The organism is Rhodococcus sp. AQ5-07 (genome assembly GCF_009707305.1).
Taxonomy (GTDB): Bacteria; Actinomycetota; Actinomycetes; order Mycobacteriales; family Mycobacteriaceae; genus Rhodococcus_F; species Rhodococcus_F erythropolis.
Genome location: NZ_CP046099.1, coordinates 5,004,597 through 5,020,504 on the forward strand (window position 1 = coordinate 5,004,597; position 15,908 = coordinate 5,020,504).

Here is a 15,908-nt window from a genome sequence, read left to right on the forward strand (position 1 = left end):
GAGCTGCGGTGAGTGGGTAAAGTTCGAAGTCGTGATTGACCTCAAGTTTCTCCGTGAGAACCCCGAAATCGTCCGCGAGTCGCAGCGCACCCGTGGAGAAGATCCAGGACTGGTCGACGCTCTGCTCGAAGCCGACGCGTCCCGACGCGCCGCCGTTCTGACCGGAGACAACCTCCGCGCAGAGCAGAAGGCCTTCGGCAAGAAGGTCGGACAGGCATCTCCGGAGGAGCGTCCCGCGCTGCTCGAGGGTTCCAAGGAACTGGCGGCCAAGGTCAAGGAAGCCGAGGCCGCGCAGCACGAGGCGCAGGCCGCGCTCGACTCCGCACACCGCGCGATTTCCAACGTCGTACAAGAAGGTGCGCCGGCCGGCGGCGAGGACGATTACATCGTGCTCGAACACGTCGGTGAGATTCCGAAGTTCGACTTCGAGCCGAAGGATCACCTCGAGCTGGGCGAGTCGCTCGGCCTGATCGACATGGAACGCGGCGCCAAGGTTTCGGGTTCGCGCTTCTACTTCATGACCGGCTACGGGGCCATGCTCCAGCTCGGACTGCTGCAGTTGGCGGCGCAGAAGGCGATCGCCAACGGATTCACGATGATGATTCCGCCGGTGCTCGTACGCCCGGAAATCATGGCGGGCACCGGGTTCCTCGGTGCTCACTCGGACGAGATCTACCACTTGCAGGATGACGACCTGTACCTCGTCGGAACTTCCGAGGTACCCATGGCCGGCTACCACTCGGGCGAGATCCTCGAACTGAACGAAGGCCCGAAGCGTTACGCCGGTTGGTCCTCGTGCTTCCGCCGTGAGGCCGGCAGCTACGGGAAGGACACCCGCGGCATCATCCGTGTCCATCAGTTCGACAAGGTAGAGATGTTCACGTACTGCCGTCCCGAGGATGCCGACGCCGAACACCAGCGTCTCCTCGGCTGGGAGCGAGACATGTTGGCGGCCATCGACGTTCCTTACCGCGTGATCGACGTCGCCGGCGGAGATCTCGGTTCTTCGGCTGCGCGTAAATTCGACTGCGAGGCATGGGTTCCGACGCAGGGCACCTACCGCGAGCTGACATCGACGTCCAACTGCACGACTTTCCAGGCCCGCCGCCTCGGAGTTCGGTACCGCGACGAGAACGGCAAGCCGCAGACGGCTGCCACTCTCAACGGCACCCTGGCAACGACGCGCTGGATCGTGTCGATTCTCGAGAACCATCAGCAGGCCGACGGCTCGGTGCGAGTGCCCGAGGCATTGGTGCCGTTCGTCGGCACGGATGTGCTTCGCTGACACACTGAACAAACACAATCAGGGCCGCGACGGACTCCGTCGCGGCCCTGATTCGTACTTTCGTACTGGTAGGTTTGGAACTTTTTCTGAACTGGCGGAATATCATATTTTTCCCGCCGATTGACGAGTTGACCACCAAAAGCGTTGTCGATAGACCGCTTTGGCGTTAGTTTTGCGTTCAATCGGGCTTCCATACCCTGCTTTTCCATCCCCCGTCAGGTGATGTGAGGGTGAGTCCGGGGTGAATTGGACAAGTGTCTTGCCAAAAGTAGTACACGTACTAGTTTTTTCGTTATGTTGTGACGGCGCGCACACGTTTTGTCCGAATCCACTGCTTATGTTTGCCCTTCCGAAGGAAGTGCCCATGCCCCAAATCTCTCAGTTGCGGCGATTCGCCGTGCCCATAACCGGAACCGCCATGGTTGCGGGGATGCTGCTGATCGGGTCCCCAGCCTCAGCAGTTCAAAGCCAATTCAACTTCTCCACCTCATGCCAGGCGAAAGCACTCATCACTGTCGACAAAGTGACTACGAGTTTTGTCACCGTGGATGCCCCCACATCAGTTGCTCCGGGTGAAACCTTCACCATCCGAATGCAATCCAATGGCCAGTCCTTTCCGAACTCGGATTCGGGCGCCACAACAACCAATTTGTCGCGCTTGAAGAACGATTTCGATGTCCCGGCAAATGCCACCTTCATCAGTGCGGCGATCGTGCCCGGAACCTCGTTCAACTTGGAGAACGTCGCCCCCAGTGTCATCCGCATCAACGAGGCTGGAAGCCCTGACGCGGCGGGTCCATATCTCCGAATCTCGGGTAACAACGAGGTGATCGGAAACAGTCCCAGTACCAGCACGAACAGCGAGGGTGGGATCCGCGCACCCAAGACGAAAAAGAACCTCGACGGGAGCACCAACACCAACGGTGACAGTTGGTTCAGGATGCCTGCAATCGATATTACGATGATCGCCGGCGCATCCGGCGTGATTCAGCCGAAGGTCAGAACTGCCGGTGACGCTGCTACATACGGCAACGACAAAAATTTCAATACACAGCTTGCAAAAGCGAGTCTCCTCGGCACGCAATGGGCCCCGACCAGATGCACGCCTCGAGATGCGAAGGGTAGCGCTCTCAACGCTGGTGCAGGTCCGCTCGCGACAATCAGCATTGCTTCGGCTCCGGTGGATGTCGAGACGACGACGTCGCTCTCGGTTCCCGCTACGGCAATTACGGGTGCGGCTGTTGATCTGACGGCGACCGTGGCTCCGAACAATGCTGTCGGTACGGTGCAGTTCAAGTCGAACGGCACGGCCATTGGTTCGCCGGTGACAATCACGTCGGGTGTTGCGACGCTCTCGCACATCTTCGATGCTGCTGGTGCTCAGAGCATTACCGCTGACTTCACCGCCGGTGCAGGGTTTGTCAGCTCCTCGGCATCTGCTCAGACGGTGACGGTCTCGGATCCGGCTCCGGTGGATGTCGAGACGACGACGTCGCTCTCGGTTCCGGCTACGGCGATCACGGGCAGCGCGGTTGATCTGACGGCGACCGTGGCTCCGAACAATGCTGTCGGTACGGTGCAGTTCAAGTCGAACGGCACGGCGATCGGTTCACCGGTGACGGTTTCCGGTGGAACCGCGACGCTGTCGCATTCCTTCGATGCTGCTGGTGCACAAAGTGTTACCGCTGACTTCACTGCCGGTGCTGGCTTTGTGAGTTCGTCGGCGTCGGCTCAGACGGTGACGGTGTCGGATCCGGCTCCGGTCGATGTGGAGACGACGACGTCGTTGTCGGTTCCGGCGACGGCGATCACGGGCAGCGCTGTTGATCTGACGGCGACGGTGGCTCCGAACAACGCTGTCGGTACGGTGCAGTTCAAGTCGAACGGCACTGCCATCGGCACTCCGGTGACAGTCTCCGCGGGTGTTGCGACGCTGTCGCATTCGTTCGATGCCGCTGGCGCTCAGAGCGTTACGGCTGACTTCACCGCCGGTGCTGGCTTTGTGAGTTCGTCGGCGTCGGCTCAGACGGTGACGGTGTCGGATCCGGCTCCGGTCGATGTGGAGACCACGACGTCGCTCTCGGTTCCGGCGACGGCGATCACGGGCAGCGCTGTTGATCTGACGGCGACGGTGGCTCCGAACAACGCTGTCGGTACGGTGCAGTTCAAGTCGAACGGCACGGCCATCGGCACTCCGGTGACAGTCTCCGCGGGTGTTGCGACGCTGTCGCATTCCTTCGATGCTGCTGGTGCACAAAGTGTTACCGCTGACTTCACCGCCGGTGCTGGCTTTGTGAGTTCGTCGGCGTCCGCTCAGACGGTGACCGTTTCGGATCCGGCTCCGGTCGATGTGGAGACCACGACGTCGCTCTCGGTTCCCGCGACGGCGATCACGGGCAGCGCTGTTGATCTGACCGCGACGGTGGCTCCGAACAACGCTGTCGGTACGGTGCAGTTCAAGTCGAACGGCACGGCCATTGGTTCACCGGTGACGGTCACGTCGGGTGTTGCGACTCTGTCGCATTCCTTCGATGCTGCTGGTGCACAAAGTGTTACCGCTGACTTCACCGCCGGTGCAGGGTTTGTCAGCTCGTCGGCGTCCGCTCAGACGGTGACGGTCTCCGATCCGGCTCCGGTCGATGTGGAGACGACGACGTCGTTGTCGGTTCCGGCTACGGCGATCACGGGTGCGGCGGTTGATCTGACTGCGACCGTGGCTCCGAACAACGCTGTCGGTACGGTGCAGTTCAAGTCGAATGGCACGGCGATCGGTTCCCCGGTGGCAGTCTCGGCGGGTGTTGCGACGCTGTCGCATTCGTTCGATGCTGCTGGTGCTCAGAGTGTTACGGCTGACTTCACCGCCGGTGCAGGGTTTGTCAGCTCGTCGGCGTCCGCTCAGACGGTGACGGTCTCCGATCCGGCTCCGGTCGACAAGGCGACGAAGACGGTTCTGAGCGTTCAGGGTGAAGCCAAGGTCGGACTGCCTGTTGATCTCTTCGCGACAGTGTCCGAAGATCCCTCGGACGCCCTGGTGCCGTCCGGCGGAACGGTTCAGTTCAAGATCGGTGGAGTCGATCAGGGTGCCCCGGTCGCGGTTGTTGACGGAGTTGCCAAGCTGCCGCACGTGTTCGGAGCAGAAGGCACCTTTGTAGTCTCGGCTGTATTCAGTGGCTCCGGCGTGTTCACGTCGTCCACCGCGGAATCCGTCGACGTCAATGTCACGGTTCCGACCCCGTCGGATGTCGAAAGCTCTACGTCGTTGACGGCTCCGTCTTCGGCAAAGGTCGGCACGTCGGTGCAGCTGAAGGCTGTGGTCAGTTCTTCCGGCGCGACGTCGGGAACCGTCCAGTTCTTCGATGGAACGACTCCGATCGGAACGGCCGTCGATGTTGTCGGTGGGCAGGCTGTGTTGAGCCACACCTTCACCACGACCGGCAACCATTCGATCACCGCGGTCTACAGCGGAGCCCAGGGCGTCACGGGTTCCACGTCGACTGCATCGGTTGTGAACGTCGGTAACGGGGGCGGTGACTTCGGTTCGCTCGGATCGTTGTCGCTGCCGTTCGGGTCCTGATTCTCCGATGATGTGATGCCCCTTGCGCCCGACGGGTGCAAGGGGCATCGCTCTTCGCGAATCGATGATTGGTCGTTAGCAGAACTATCGGCAATTCGTGAATATTTGTCTGAAATAACTGATACAAGTACTACTTTCGACGGGTACTGTACGAGCGTCCAGCTCCATTCTGATTTCCGCTCTGTTCGAGTGACCTCCTTCCGTGCGGTTCCCGATCCACGTCTGTTGCTAGCTGAGGAGAGTTCGTGTTGGTGAGAAGAAGTTCCGCGGTTGTGGTGGCGGCGTTGGTCGGTGGCGTGCTGGTGGCAGGTGGTGTTGCTTCGGCTGCTCCGACGTCATCTCCCGCGGTGGAGGACACGATCGGGTTCAAACTGGGTTGCGATGGTTACGAGCACCCTGGCTTGGGCAGCATCTCCGACGAATTCCACTCCACGGGCGTGACCATCTCGGCTCCGGAGAAGGTCGCGGCGGGGTCGACGTTCACCTACCGAGTCCAGCCAGGTGCGATGACTGTTCCCACGAGTGGTCATGCGGGGCGTTCGGCGATCAGGTGGACACGGATGAAGTACGACTTCGACATTCCTGCGGGGGTGTCGTTGGTCGATGCTCAGGTAGTGGCGGGTACGTCGTCGAATTTGTCGGGTGCGGCGCCCTCGGTAATTCGAATCAACGACGGTGGTTCGCCGGATGCTGCGGGCACTCACTTGCGTATTTCGGGTAACAATCAGACTGCTGACTCCAATGGCGGTGGTGGAAACGGTCCGAGTACAAGTAAGAACGATGATGGCGGAATCGGCGCGGAGGCTGGAAAGACTTTCCGGTTGCCGGCGATCGATGTGACGGTGATTGCGGGTGGTGCGGGTAGCACTGTGCAGCCGAAGTTAAGGGTGACGGATGGCAATTCGGGATCCTTTGATTCTCCGAAAAATGCCTTCACCTTCTTGCAGCGCGAGAAGGACGTCTTCACCGTCGCATACTGGGAGAGGTACAACTGCTCTCCGCATGACTCACGCAGCGCGGGATTGAATGCGGGTGGTCAGGCATTGGCCACCGTCAACGTCGTCTCGCAGGTGGCGACCACGACCGCAGTGACGTCCGGCGCGTCGGCCACGATCGGTCAATCGACGGATTTGATTGCGCAGGTCTCCCCGGTGCCGACAGGCGGCACCGTTCAGTTCAAGGATGGCGGGACTGACATCGGCGCCCCGGCGGCCGTCGTCAATGGCGTTGCCACACTGCCGCATACATTCACCGCGGCGGGAGATCACTCCATCACCGCTGTGTACGACGGAGTTCTCGAGTTCTTGACCTCAACGTCACCTGCGCGCACAGTGAGCGTGGCTGCTGCCGATGTACAGACGACCACGGCGCTGACAGTTCCGAGCAGCGCCGTCGAGCAGACCTCGGTCGCGCTGACCGCAAACATCTCTCCGGCAGCTGACGGCGGAACGGTCCAGTTCAAGGATGGTGGCACAGACATCGGCGGACCGATCGCGGTGACTGCCGGCGGAGCGACCCTGGATCACACGTTCACTACGACGGGATCGCACTCGATCACTGCCGTCTACTCAGGCACTGCAGGTTTTGGTGGTTCGACCGCGCAAGCTCAGACCATCGAGATCTCGAGCTCCGCGCTGAGTACGACTACAACGCTTCAAGTTCCGGCTGCTGCGATCACGGGTACTGCGGTTGATCTGACGGCGACGGTTGCTCCTTCCAACGCTGTCGGTACGGTGCAGTTCAAGTCGAACGGCACGGCGATCGGCACTCCGGTGGCAGTCTCCGCGGGTGTTGCGATTCTGTCGCATGCGTTCGATGTTGCTGGTGCTCAGAGTGTTACGGCGGACTTCACCGCTGGTGCAGGGTTTGCGAGTTCGTCGGCATCTGCTCAGACGGTGACCGTTTCGGATCCGGCTCCGGTGGATGTCGAGACGACGACGTCGTTGTCGGTTCCGGCTACGGCAACTACGGGTACGGCTGTTGATCTGACCGCGACGGTGGCTCCGAACAATGCGGTGGGCACGGTGCAGTTCAAGTTGAACGGCACGGCAATCGGTTCTCCGGTGACGGTGGCTGCTGGTGTTGCGATTCTGTCGCATTCCTTCGATGCTGCTGGCGCTCAGAGCATTACCGCTGACTTCACCGCTGGTGCAGGGTTTGTGAGTTCGTCGGCGTCGGCTCAGACGGTGACGGTCTCTGATCCGGCTCCGGTGGATGTCGAGACGACGACGTCGCTGTCGGTTCCGGCGACGGCGGTTACGGGTGCGGCTGTTGATCTGACGGCGACGGTTGCTCCGAACAATGCTGTCGGTACGGTGCAGTTCAAGTCGAACGGTGCGGCGATCGGTTCGCCGGTGGCAGTCGCGTCGGGTGTTGCGACGCTGTCGCATTCGTTCGATGCTGCTGGCGCTCAGAGTGTTACCGCTGACTTCACCGCCGGTGCTGGCTTTGTCAGCTCGTCGGCGTCGGCTCAGACGGTGACGGTTTCTGATCCGGCTCCGGTCGATGTGGAGACGACGACGTCGTTGTCGGTTCCGGCTACGGCGATCACGGGTGCGGCGGTTGATCTGACCGCGACCGTGGCTCCGAACAACGCTGTCGGTACGGTGCAGTTCAAGTCGAACGGCACGGCGATCGGTTCACCGGTGACAATCACGTCGGGTGTTGCGACGCTGTCGCATTCGTTCGATGTTGCTGGTGCTCAGAGTGTTACGGCGGACTTCACCGCTGGTGCAGGGTTTGTGAGTTCGTCGGCGTCGGCTCAGACGGTGACGGTTTCTGATCCGGCTCCGGTGGATGTGGAGACGACGACGTCGCTCTCGGTTCCTGCTACGGCAACTACGGGTGCGGCGGTTGATCTGACTGCGACGGTGGCTCCGAACAATGCGGTGGGCACTGTGCAGTTCAAGTCGAACGGCACGGCCATTGGTTCACCGGTGACAGTTTCCGGTGGGACCGCGACGCTCTCGCACATCTTCGATGCTGCTGGTGCTCAGAGCATTACCGCGGACTTCACCGCTGGTTCCGGATTCAAGAACTCGGTTGCGAGTGCGAAGTCAGTTCAGGTGAGTGTTGCCGACCAGGAATCCGTCGTCGAACTGAATATCCCCACCGATGCCAAAACTGGTGTGGCGACCGACTTGTGGGCAACAGTCCGAACGTCGTCGGATGACGCTGTCGGCGTCGGAACCGTGCAGTTCTACGACGGTGGCGTCGCGATCGGCGGTCCTGAAGCGGTTACGGCCGGCGCTGCTGGTCTGTCGCATACGTTTACCTCTGCGGGTGCGCACAGCATCACGGCGGTTTACTCGGGAGGAGCCGGTGTAGTCGGGTCCTCGGCCCAGGCGCGGACGGTGAATGTAACGGACCCTGCGCCTTCGGATGTCACCACGGAGACTGTGGTGACGGTGCCTGCCGATGGTGTGGTGAACAAGTCGGTGACCCTGTCGGCGACTGTCAGTTCGGTGCAGAACGGTGGAACGGTGCAGTTCATGGATGGGGACACCCCGATCGGTGACGCTGTGCCAGTGGTCAACGGGATCGCGGCGCTGAACCACACCTTCACCACAACCGGTGCGCATTCGATTTCGGCAATCTACAGCGGCGCAGCCGGATTCACAGGCTCCACCTCGGCGGCCCACGCAATTCAGATCAAGGCTGCAACCGGCGGTGGCACGGGCAGCCTCGGTTCAGGCAGCGCTGGCTCGAGCGATTTCCTTCCCTTCGGTTCCTGACCGAAGCGGTTCAGGTCGCGGCCCCGAGGCAGTATCCCTCGGGGCCGATCGACAGGGTGAACTGCATCGGGCGTGAGTTACCGGTTCCGTCGCTTACGGGCAGGGTGACACGGACGTAGTCGCCGCGAACCGGAGTGACTGTTGCAGCGTCGGCGTCGAAAGACTTGATACCGGCCAGCTGATTCGGATCGAGCTTGAGTGGCGGCTGGCCGGTGGCGCCGGTGCCGTCGGGATCCCACGGGCTGTTGCCGGGGCAGATCAGTGGATAGAACGTCTCGACGTCGCGGGTATTGACCGGCCGTCCCGTGGCGCGTGAGAGAAACCGGACGACGGCGTGGGAAGCGTCGGCCGCGGTGTAAAAGTTTGATTGCCCCGCAGGGAAGACGAACGGGCACGCATAGCCGGAAGCGATCTCCGAGCGCTTGGCGGCGACGGAGAGTCCGCCGCCGCTCCAGGTGACCGCGTACTGGCCGTCGACGCCTGGTGCGGCGATGGCCGTCAAGATGGCGGGCAGATCCGAGTATCGGTCGGCAATTGTTGTGGGCGGCATCGTCCAGCATGCGTTCGTGAGCGCGTCGACGTCCAAAGACACCAGGTCCGTTGCCCAGGCCGCCAAGGCCGGCGCAGCAGCCGGATTACCGGGCACGTCACCAACCGGAGGTGGCGCGACCGGCGTGGCGGGCGCAGTGGTGGTCGTGGGCGCGAGAGTGGTTGTCGTCGTGGTTTCCGTCGTAGGCGGAGACGGTTCGTCCGTCAGGATTCCTGTCCGTCCGTCGTCCTCACATGCGGTTATCGCCAATGTCATGGCGAGTGCGACTGCCCCCACTGCCGCTCGTCCTGCCGACTTCATTCGTTCTTACGCCCCTTTTGCGACATTCTGACCAACATCCACCCCATAACTGCTGCGGGTCAGATCACGGATTCCCGTCTACGCTAGCGAACTGTGGATCCCGTTTACAGAACAGTCATCGGCATCGCCCGTACCGTCTTCGCTTTCGAGGGCCTGAAGTTCTCCGTCAAGGGAGAGCAGAACATCCCGGCGTCCGGTGGCGCCGTGATCGCGATCAACCACACCGGATACATGGACTTCACGTATGCGGGACTGCCGGCGCGGACCCCCAAGCGCTACATCCGGTTCATGGCGAAGAAGGAGGTCTTCGACAACAAGATCTCCGGACCGATCATGCGGGCCCTCAAGCACATCCCGGTCGACCGCGGCGCGGGCGCCGACTCCTATAAGGCGGCCGTAGATTTCCTGAAGCGCGGTGAATTGGTGGGCGTGTACCCCGAAGCGACGATCAGTCGGAGCTTCGAGATCAAGGAATTCAAGTCCGGAGCCGCCCGGATGGCGATCGAGGCGGGCGTACCGATCGTTCCCGTCGTCATCTGGGGCGCTCAGCGCGTGTGGACGAAGGGTTATCCGAAGCGGTTGGGCCGCACCAACACTCCCATCTCGATTGCCGTCGGCGAGCCGATTGCACCTTTCGAGCCGGCGAGTGAGCTGACGGCGAAGCTGCGGTCGACGATGCAGGAGTTGCTACTCGATCTGCAGAAGGACTACGACCATCCCGCCGGCGAGTACTGGGTACCGGCCCGCCTCGGTGGCAGCGCGCCGACGCTCGAGCAGGCCGACAAGATGGATGCCGACGAGGCCGAGGCGAAAGCCAAAGCACGTGAGGCGCGGAAGTCCGAAGGCTGACCCATGTCGTTCGAACCCGTTTACACCGCCGTCGAGGTAGTCGCGCGTGGTCTGAGCGGTTTTCAGGGCGTGAAAGTCACCCGCACCGGGACGGAACACGTCCCGGTGTCCGGCGGTGCCGTCATCGCGATCAACCACACGAGTTACCTCGATTTCATACCGGCGGCCCTGGCGGTCGGCACCGCGAAACGCAAGCTCAGAGTGATGGCCAAGGCTGAGCTGGCGGACAACAAGGTCCTCGGCTTCCTCATGCGTGGATGCGGCGTCATCGAAGTGGACCGCTCCGCCGGAGCGCAGGCGTATCGAGCCGGAGTCGACGCCCTCGAGCGTGGCGAATTGGTGGGCGTCTACCCGGAAGCGACGATCAGCCGGAGCTTCGAGATCAAGGAAATGAAATCCGGAGCAGCTCGGATGGCCATCGACGCCGGCGTGCCGATAATTCCGCTGATCGTCTGGGGCGCCCAGCGGATCGTCACCAAGGGCGGACCGAAAAATCTGGGCCGCAATCATTTCCCGATCTCGGTGGAGGTGGGTGCACCGATCGATCCGGTCGAGCCCGCCGAAGCGCTGAGCGAGATCCTGCGCATCGAGATGGATGCGATCCTGCGCCACGTTCAGGACGGATTCGTGCACGAACCCGGGGCGTACTGGGTGCCTCGCCGACTCGGCGGTGGCGCGCCGACGCCGGCGGAAGCCGCGGCCATGGACGCACAGGAACGCGCGAAGCGGGCGCGCTGAGCGAGACCGTCGTACCGGGCAGGCACAATGGCGGTGTGAGCCCAGACCGTCGTATCAGCCCTGACCGCCCAACCTTGGTTGCGACCGATGTCGACGGCACCCTCATCGATCACGACGAGTTGGTCAGTGCCCGCACCCGCGCCGCCGTGCATGCCGTCGTCGAATCCGGCACGCCGTTCCTGCTGGCCACCGGACGTCCTCCGCGATGGATTTCGCCCGTCGTCGAAGGTTTGGGATACGCGCCACTCGCCGTCTGCGCCAATGGAGCCGTTGTCTACGACAGCTACGCCGACCGCGTCCTCAGCGCCGCGACCTTGTCGGTCGACGCACTCACCGAACTCTCCGAGTTGGCTCTGGTTGCACTTCCCGGGTCGGGATTGGCCGCGGAACGGGTGGGGGAGAGCGCACACGACGCCGCCACCCCACAGTTCGTCAGCTCACCAGATTACGAACACGCCTGGCTCAACCCGGACAACACCGAGATGTCCGAGGACGAAGTGCTTGCGGCGCCGGCCGTCAAACTCCTGATTCGCCGTCCAGGCATGACCAGCACGGCGATGTACGACACGCTCGCCCCGCACGTCGGTGCGCTCGCCGACATGACGTACTCCACCGAGAACGGACTGATCGAACTCTCGGCGCCGGGAATCACGAAGGCGTCCGGCCTGGTTGCCGCGGCCGAAAGGTTCGGCTTCGACCTGTCGGGTCTGGTGGCCTTCGGGGACATGCCCAACGACATCCCGATGCTGGGGATGGCACGCCTCGGCGTTGCCATGGGCAACGCTCACCCCGAAGCCAAAGCCGCAGCCGACGAGGTCACCGACACCAATTCGGAGAACGGCGTCGCAAAAGTCCTCGAGCGCTGGTGGTCGTAGAACCCACCAGCGCCCGAGGACGTGTACTGCTCGAGTGTCAGCCGACAGGCGCGCTGTTGGCCATTTCCTGGGCAAAGGTCTCGTTGTAGGTCTTGAGGACCTTCGTGACCATGCCGGTGATCTGGTTGAAGATCAGCGAACCGTTCTCGAAGTCGCTGCGCAGGCCGTCCGGGATCGAGTATTCGTCCGAGATCGGCAATCCGAGTTCACCCGCGTCGGAACCGAAGCTCTGCCACGACTTGAAGATCTCGCCGAGCACGGTGAACACTCCGCCGTTGGGTGAGGTGTAGACAGCGCCGTTCTGGAACAACGCACCCTGGTTGCCGAGCTTCGCCTGCAGGATTCCGGACAGCGCCTGGCCGAGGCGTCCGAGGTCACCACCTTCGGCGATCCACTTCTGCGCGAGCGGTGAATTGTCGGTGATCTTCAGAATCTGGGTGACCAGATCCGGGATCGACGATCCGGTGCCACCGGTGACCGTGTCGACCGGAGTGGTCGGCTTGGGCGCAGGCGTCGACGGATTGGAGGGGTTCGACGGGTTCAACGATCCGCCGATATTCGCGGCCGCGATGTTCCGGATGTCGTTCATGTGTGCGTATGCGGCATCACCAGGGCAAGCCGTGTTTCCGACGTCGCGGTGGGCGAAGATGATCGGCAGATCCACTGCTGCGCCCTGCGGGTACGGAGTGAACTCCGTGCCCTCGGAGTACATCGTCGTTCGGCCCTTCGGGTCGAGGCCGGCCAGGCCGAGCTTCCAACCGAGGAACTTGCCGACGGCGTTGAGCGTCGCCTGCGAAGGCTCGACGGTGGAGTAGTCACCCATCATCGCGATACCGGTGGTGTTCTCGTTGAAGCCGCCGGCGTGCGCGCCCTGAACTGCTTTGTCGAGTCCGCCTGCGCGGCCTTCGAAGGTCTGACCGTACTTGTCGACGAGGACGTTGTATCCGACGTCGCACCAGCCGAGAGTGCGTGCGTGGTAGGCGTAGATCGAGCGGACGATGCCGGCCGATTCTTCCTTGGTGTAGTTGTTGCTGCCCGCGGTGTGGTGGACAGTTGCTCCACCGGTGAAGTCGTCGTACGTGGGGGAGTCGCAGCGAAGTGACTCGTCTGCTCCCCACTGTGCGCGGGTGATGACGGAGGGTCCACTGCCGCCGAGCGGTGCCGCGACTGCCTGCAGATTGCTGTCCGCGTCGCTGGTACCCGGATCGATCAACACTGCGGTAACGGCATCTGCTGCCGTCGTCGCCTGGCGAAGCGGCTTGGACACCGAAGCCGGGGTGTACCCGAGTTCGCCGGTGGCTGCGGGTGCTTCCGCAGGCACAGGTGCTTCGGCCGGCGCTTCGGCAGGCACAGGCGCTTCAGCAGGTGCTTCGACAGGTGCGGGTGCGGCTTCCGGAGCCGGCACAGCTTCGGCCGCGGGGGCAGCGACACCCTGCGGGGTGAGGATCTGGATGGACTTGGTGGCGCCGACGAAGACAGGTTCGGTGGCGGTACCGGCGTTGGTGGCCTGATCCGAACTGGCGGAGTCGATGGCGTCAGGGGTGAACCACGGACCCCAGGTGCCGTCTTCGGCCAGGGCGCGGACCTTGGACTGCGCCGAGGCGAGCGTGTCCGAGGTCAACGCGACCATGCTGAACGGAGTGTCGCGGGTGACTTCCTTGACCACGGCACCTGGCTCTTCCTCGGAGGGAACCGGAGCGGTTTCGGTCGGGGCCCCGGGAGCAGCGGGTGCCGGGAAGAGTTCGGTCGGCAACGTGATCCCTGGAGGTAGCGGGATTTCGGTCGGGAGCTTGAGGTTTCTGAGATCGCCCAGGTTGATGTCGGGGAGATCGAGACCGGTCAGCTCCTTGACCGGAATGATGATGTCGGGCACCGACGCGAGGAGCACCTCTGCGATCTGGGTCGGCACTGCTACTGACGTCGTTTCGTTCGCGGAACGTACATCGGACGTAGTGCTCGTGAAGCCGTAGACCGCAAAAGGACTTGCGACAGCCACTGCGGCTACAGCCCCGAGTACGAGCGAGGGCTTCGGTCGACGGTGTGGCAAGGGATTACTCCTCGGTTGTAGTTACTTGCGAGCGAACCTCAGGGCCGATGACGGCCGTGAACGGAATCCTTCAAAACCGGATCCGAGCAGGTCGGATGCCATGTTCTGGGGTTGAACTCCAGTTTTCGGACGCGTACGTCTGCAACTCGTGATGCTGATGTGACTCGTGTGACTGGTGTTGCTAACTCCAAACACTCTTGCCACACTAGTCACAAAAGTCCATAACGCTCAACCTTAGGGTGAGACTTTAGTTAAATCGTTGTGGACTGGCCTGCACGCGAAGTACCGACTTCGCGGACTCGTGAGGCCGGTAGCGATGAGGAGAGCATTGATGGCGAGAAGCGGAAGAAGCGGAACTGCAGGTAAGAAGCCTGTGTCCGGTCGCGCAGGTCGCTTTCTGGTGGGCGGACCCGGGAGGCGAACCTCGCTGATGCGGGTCTCGGTCCTCGGTCTCGTTCCGGCTCTTGCGCTCGGCGTCGCGATCGGAGGTTTCACGCAAATCCGCGCTGACGAGCCGTCGATCCTGCACGCCGTCGCCGCCGATACACAATTCACGCTCTCCGGTCATGGCAACGGACACGGCCGCGGAATGGGGCAGTGGGGCGCTTACGGCTACGCCAAGAACGACGGCTGGTCCGGCGAGCGAATCCTCAGTCACTACTACGGCGGAACCGTCCTGGACTCCTTGCCGCCCGCCCAGATGAGTGTGCGGCTCACGGCCCAGGACAACTCGACGCTCGACGTCTACTCCGACGCCGGCCTCGTGGTCAACGGTCAGCGCACCGCGCCGGGCGAGGCTGCCCATCTCACTGCACTGCCCGGTGGCGGTGCGCAGGTGGTTGTCACCAGCGGGTGTGGTGGCGGGGTTGTCTGGGAAGCGGTCACCGAGCATCCGTGGGTGGATCCTGTGGATCTCAGTCCCGATCGACCCGCCGACCAGTTCCTGAAGCTGTGCAACAACGACGCGCCCTATCGCGGCGCCCTCGGCGTAGTGCTCGACAACGGCTCGGCTCGGACGGTCAATCTCCTCGACATGGAGGACTACCTGCTCGGCGTGGTGCCGGTCGAGGCGAAAGCCGAATGGGCCGATTCCGGTGGGGCCGAAGCACTACGGGCGCAAGCCGTGGCGGCGCGCTCGTACGCTGCGACCGAGCATCGCAGCTCGTACGCCGACACGTGCGACACTCAGGACTGCCAGGTCTACGGCGGAGCGGGCAAGGAAGATCCCCGGACCACTGAAGCCGTTCGGTCCACCGCCGGCGCCGTTCTGTCGCGTGACGGCAAGATTGTTGCCACCGAATTCTCTTCGTCCACAGGAGGTTACAGCTCCGGCGGTGAATTCCCGGCCGTCGAGGATCTCGGTGACGCCCTTTCGCCCAATCACGACTGGACAGTGAATCTGACCGCGGGTGAGATTGCGGACGCCTTCGATGTGGGCGAGCTGCAATCGCTCAAGATTCTCTCGCGCAACGGATTCGGTACCGACGGCGGGCGAGTGACGGCAGTCGAGGTGGTCGGAACAGATGCAACTGTTGGCGCCACCGGAATGCAGTTCCGTCAGAAACTCGGCCTGAAATCGGACTGGTTTACCGTCGGCGACGGCGCTGGTGTGGTAGTGGCACCGGATTCGGAATCGACAGTGCCGGAATCCAATTCGCCATCCGGCGATCCATCGGGTACGGTTACGGAGACGCAGATCGAGAAGAAGTATCGGGAGCTCGGCGGTGAAAGCGGCTCTCTCGGTGCTCCTGCCGGCCCGGAGATGCAGTTGCCCTCCGAAGCAGGCACTTTCCGTGTCTACGAAAACGGAACCATCATCTGGACAAAGGTTTTGGGTGCGCAGGTAGTTGATGCCAACGTGCTCCGCGAGTGGATACCGACGGGCGGAAGCTAGGGGAAGGTCGGTCGGTAGCGACTCGCACGTATCGACTCTGAAGGGTCTCTGCCGTAACCCGG

The 15,908-nt window shown here is 62.6% G+C and carries 9 protein-coding genes; 7 read left to right on the forward strand and 2 right to left on the reverse strand.

The annotated features are described in order from the left end of the window. The first annotated feature begins 31 nt into the window (after positions 1–31). The 3 genes from serS to GJB56_RS23335 all read left to right on the forward strand — a co-directional run bounded on the left by serS (position 32) and on the right by GJB56_RS23335 (position 8,593). Positions 32–1,285, forward strand: coding sequence for a serine--tRNA ligase (gene serS, locus GJB56_RS23325; RefSeq protein WP_003945400.1), 1,254 nt, complete (start codon positions 32–34; stop codon positions 1,283–1,285). A 364-nt stretch (positions 1,286–1,649) separates the two neighbouring features. Continuing rightward, entirely contained in the window at positions 1,650–4,859 is a 3,210-nt protein-coding gene (locus GJB56_RS23330) for a beta strand repeat-containing protein (protein ID WP_230091057.1), read from the forward strand. A gap of 251 nt (positions 4,860–5,110) precedes the next feature. Then, positions 5,111–8,593 (forward strand): beta strand repeat-containing protein, encoded by a 3,483-nt coding sequence (locus GJB56_RS23335; RefSeq protein WP_154606699.1) that lies wholly within the window; start codon positions 5,111–5,113, stop codon positions 8,591–8,593. 10 nt (positions 8,594–8,603) lie between these two features. On the opposite strand, the gene GJB56_RS23340 is transcribed toward GJB56_RS23335, so the two are convergent. Then, positions 8,604–9,443 carry a hypothetical protein gene (locus GJB56_RS23340; RefSeq protein WP_113683443.1) on the reverse strand — a complete coding sequence of 280 codons (840 nt, stop codon included), beginning with the start codon at positions 9,441–9,443 and terminating at the stop codon, positions 8,604–8,606. Between the two features lie 93 nt (positions 9,444–9,536). Between GJB56_RS23340 and GJB56_RS23345 the strand changes: the two genes are divergently transcribed. Genes GJB56_RS23345 through GJB56_RS23355 form a run of 3 tightly spaced genes read left to right on the forward strand, consistent with a single transcriptional unit; the run spans position 9,537 to position 11,905 of the window. After that, the gene (locus tag GJB56_RS23345) at positions 9,537–10,292 is read left to right on the forward strand and encodes a lysophospholipid acyltransferase family protein (protein ID WP_020905757.1); all 756 of its coding nucleotides are present in this window, start codon (positions 9,537–9,539) and stop codon (positions 10,290–10,292) included. Positions 10,293–10,295: 3 nt separating this feature from the next. After that, on the forward strand, positions 10,296–11,030 hold the full coding sequence (locus GJB56_RS23350; RefSeq protein ID WP_029254200.1) for a lysophospholipid acyltransferase family protein: 735 nt from the start codon (positions 10,296–10,298) through the stop codon (positions 11,028–11,030). A 53-nt stretch (positions 11,031–11,083) separates the two neighbouring features. After that, entirely contained in the window at positions 11,084–11,905 is an 822-nt protein-coding gene (locus tag GJB56_RS23355; protein ID WP_113683552.1) for an HAD family hydrolase, read from the forward strand. Between the two features lie 37 nt (positions 11,906–11,942). Here GJB56_RS23355 and GJB56_RS23360 read toward each other — a convergent pair whose 3' ends face one another. Next, on the reverse strand, positions 11,943–13,952 hold the full coding sequence (locus GJB56_RS23360; protein WP_070796556.1) for an N-acetylmuramoyl-L-alanine amidase: 2,010 nt from the start codon (positions 13,950–13,952) through the stop codon (positions 11,943–11,945). 331 nt (positions 13,953–14,283) lie between these two features. Here GJB56_RS23360 and GJB56_RS23365 point away from each other — a divergent pair, with 331 nt between their 5' ends. Next, complete coding sequence (locus GJB56_RS23365) at positions 14,284–15,846, forward strand: SpoIID/LytB domain-containing protein (protein WP_042950300.1); 1,563 nt, start codon at positions 14,284–14,286, stop codon at positions 15,844–15,846. The last annotated feature ends 62 nt before the right edge of the window (positions 15,847–15,908 follow it).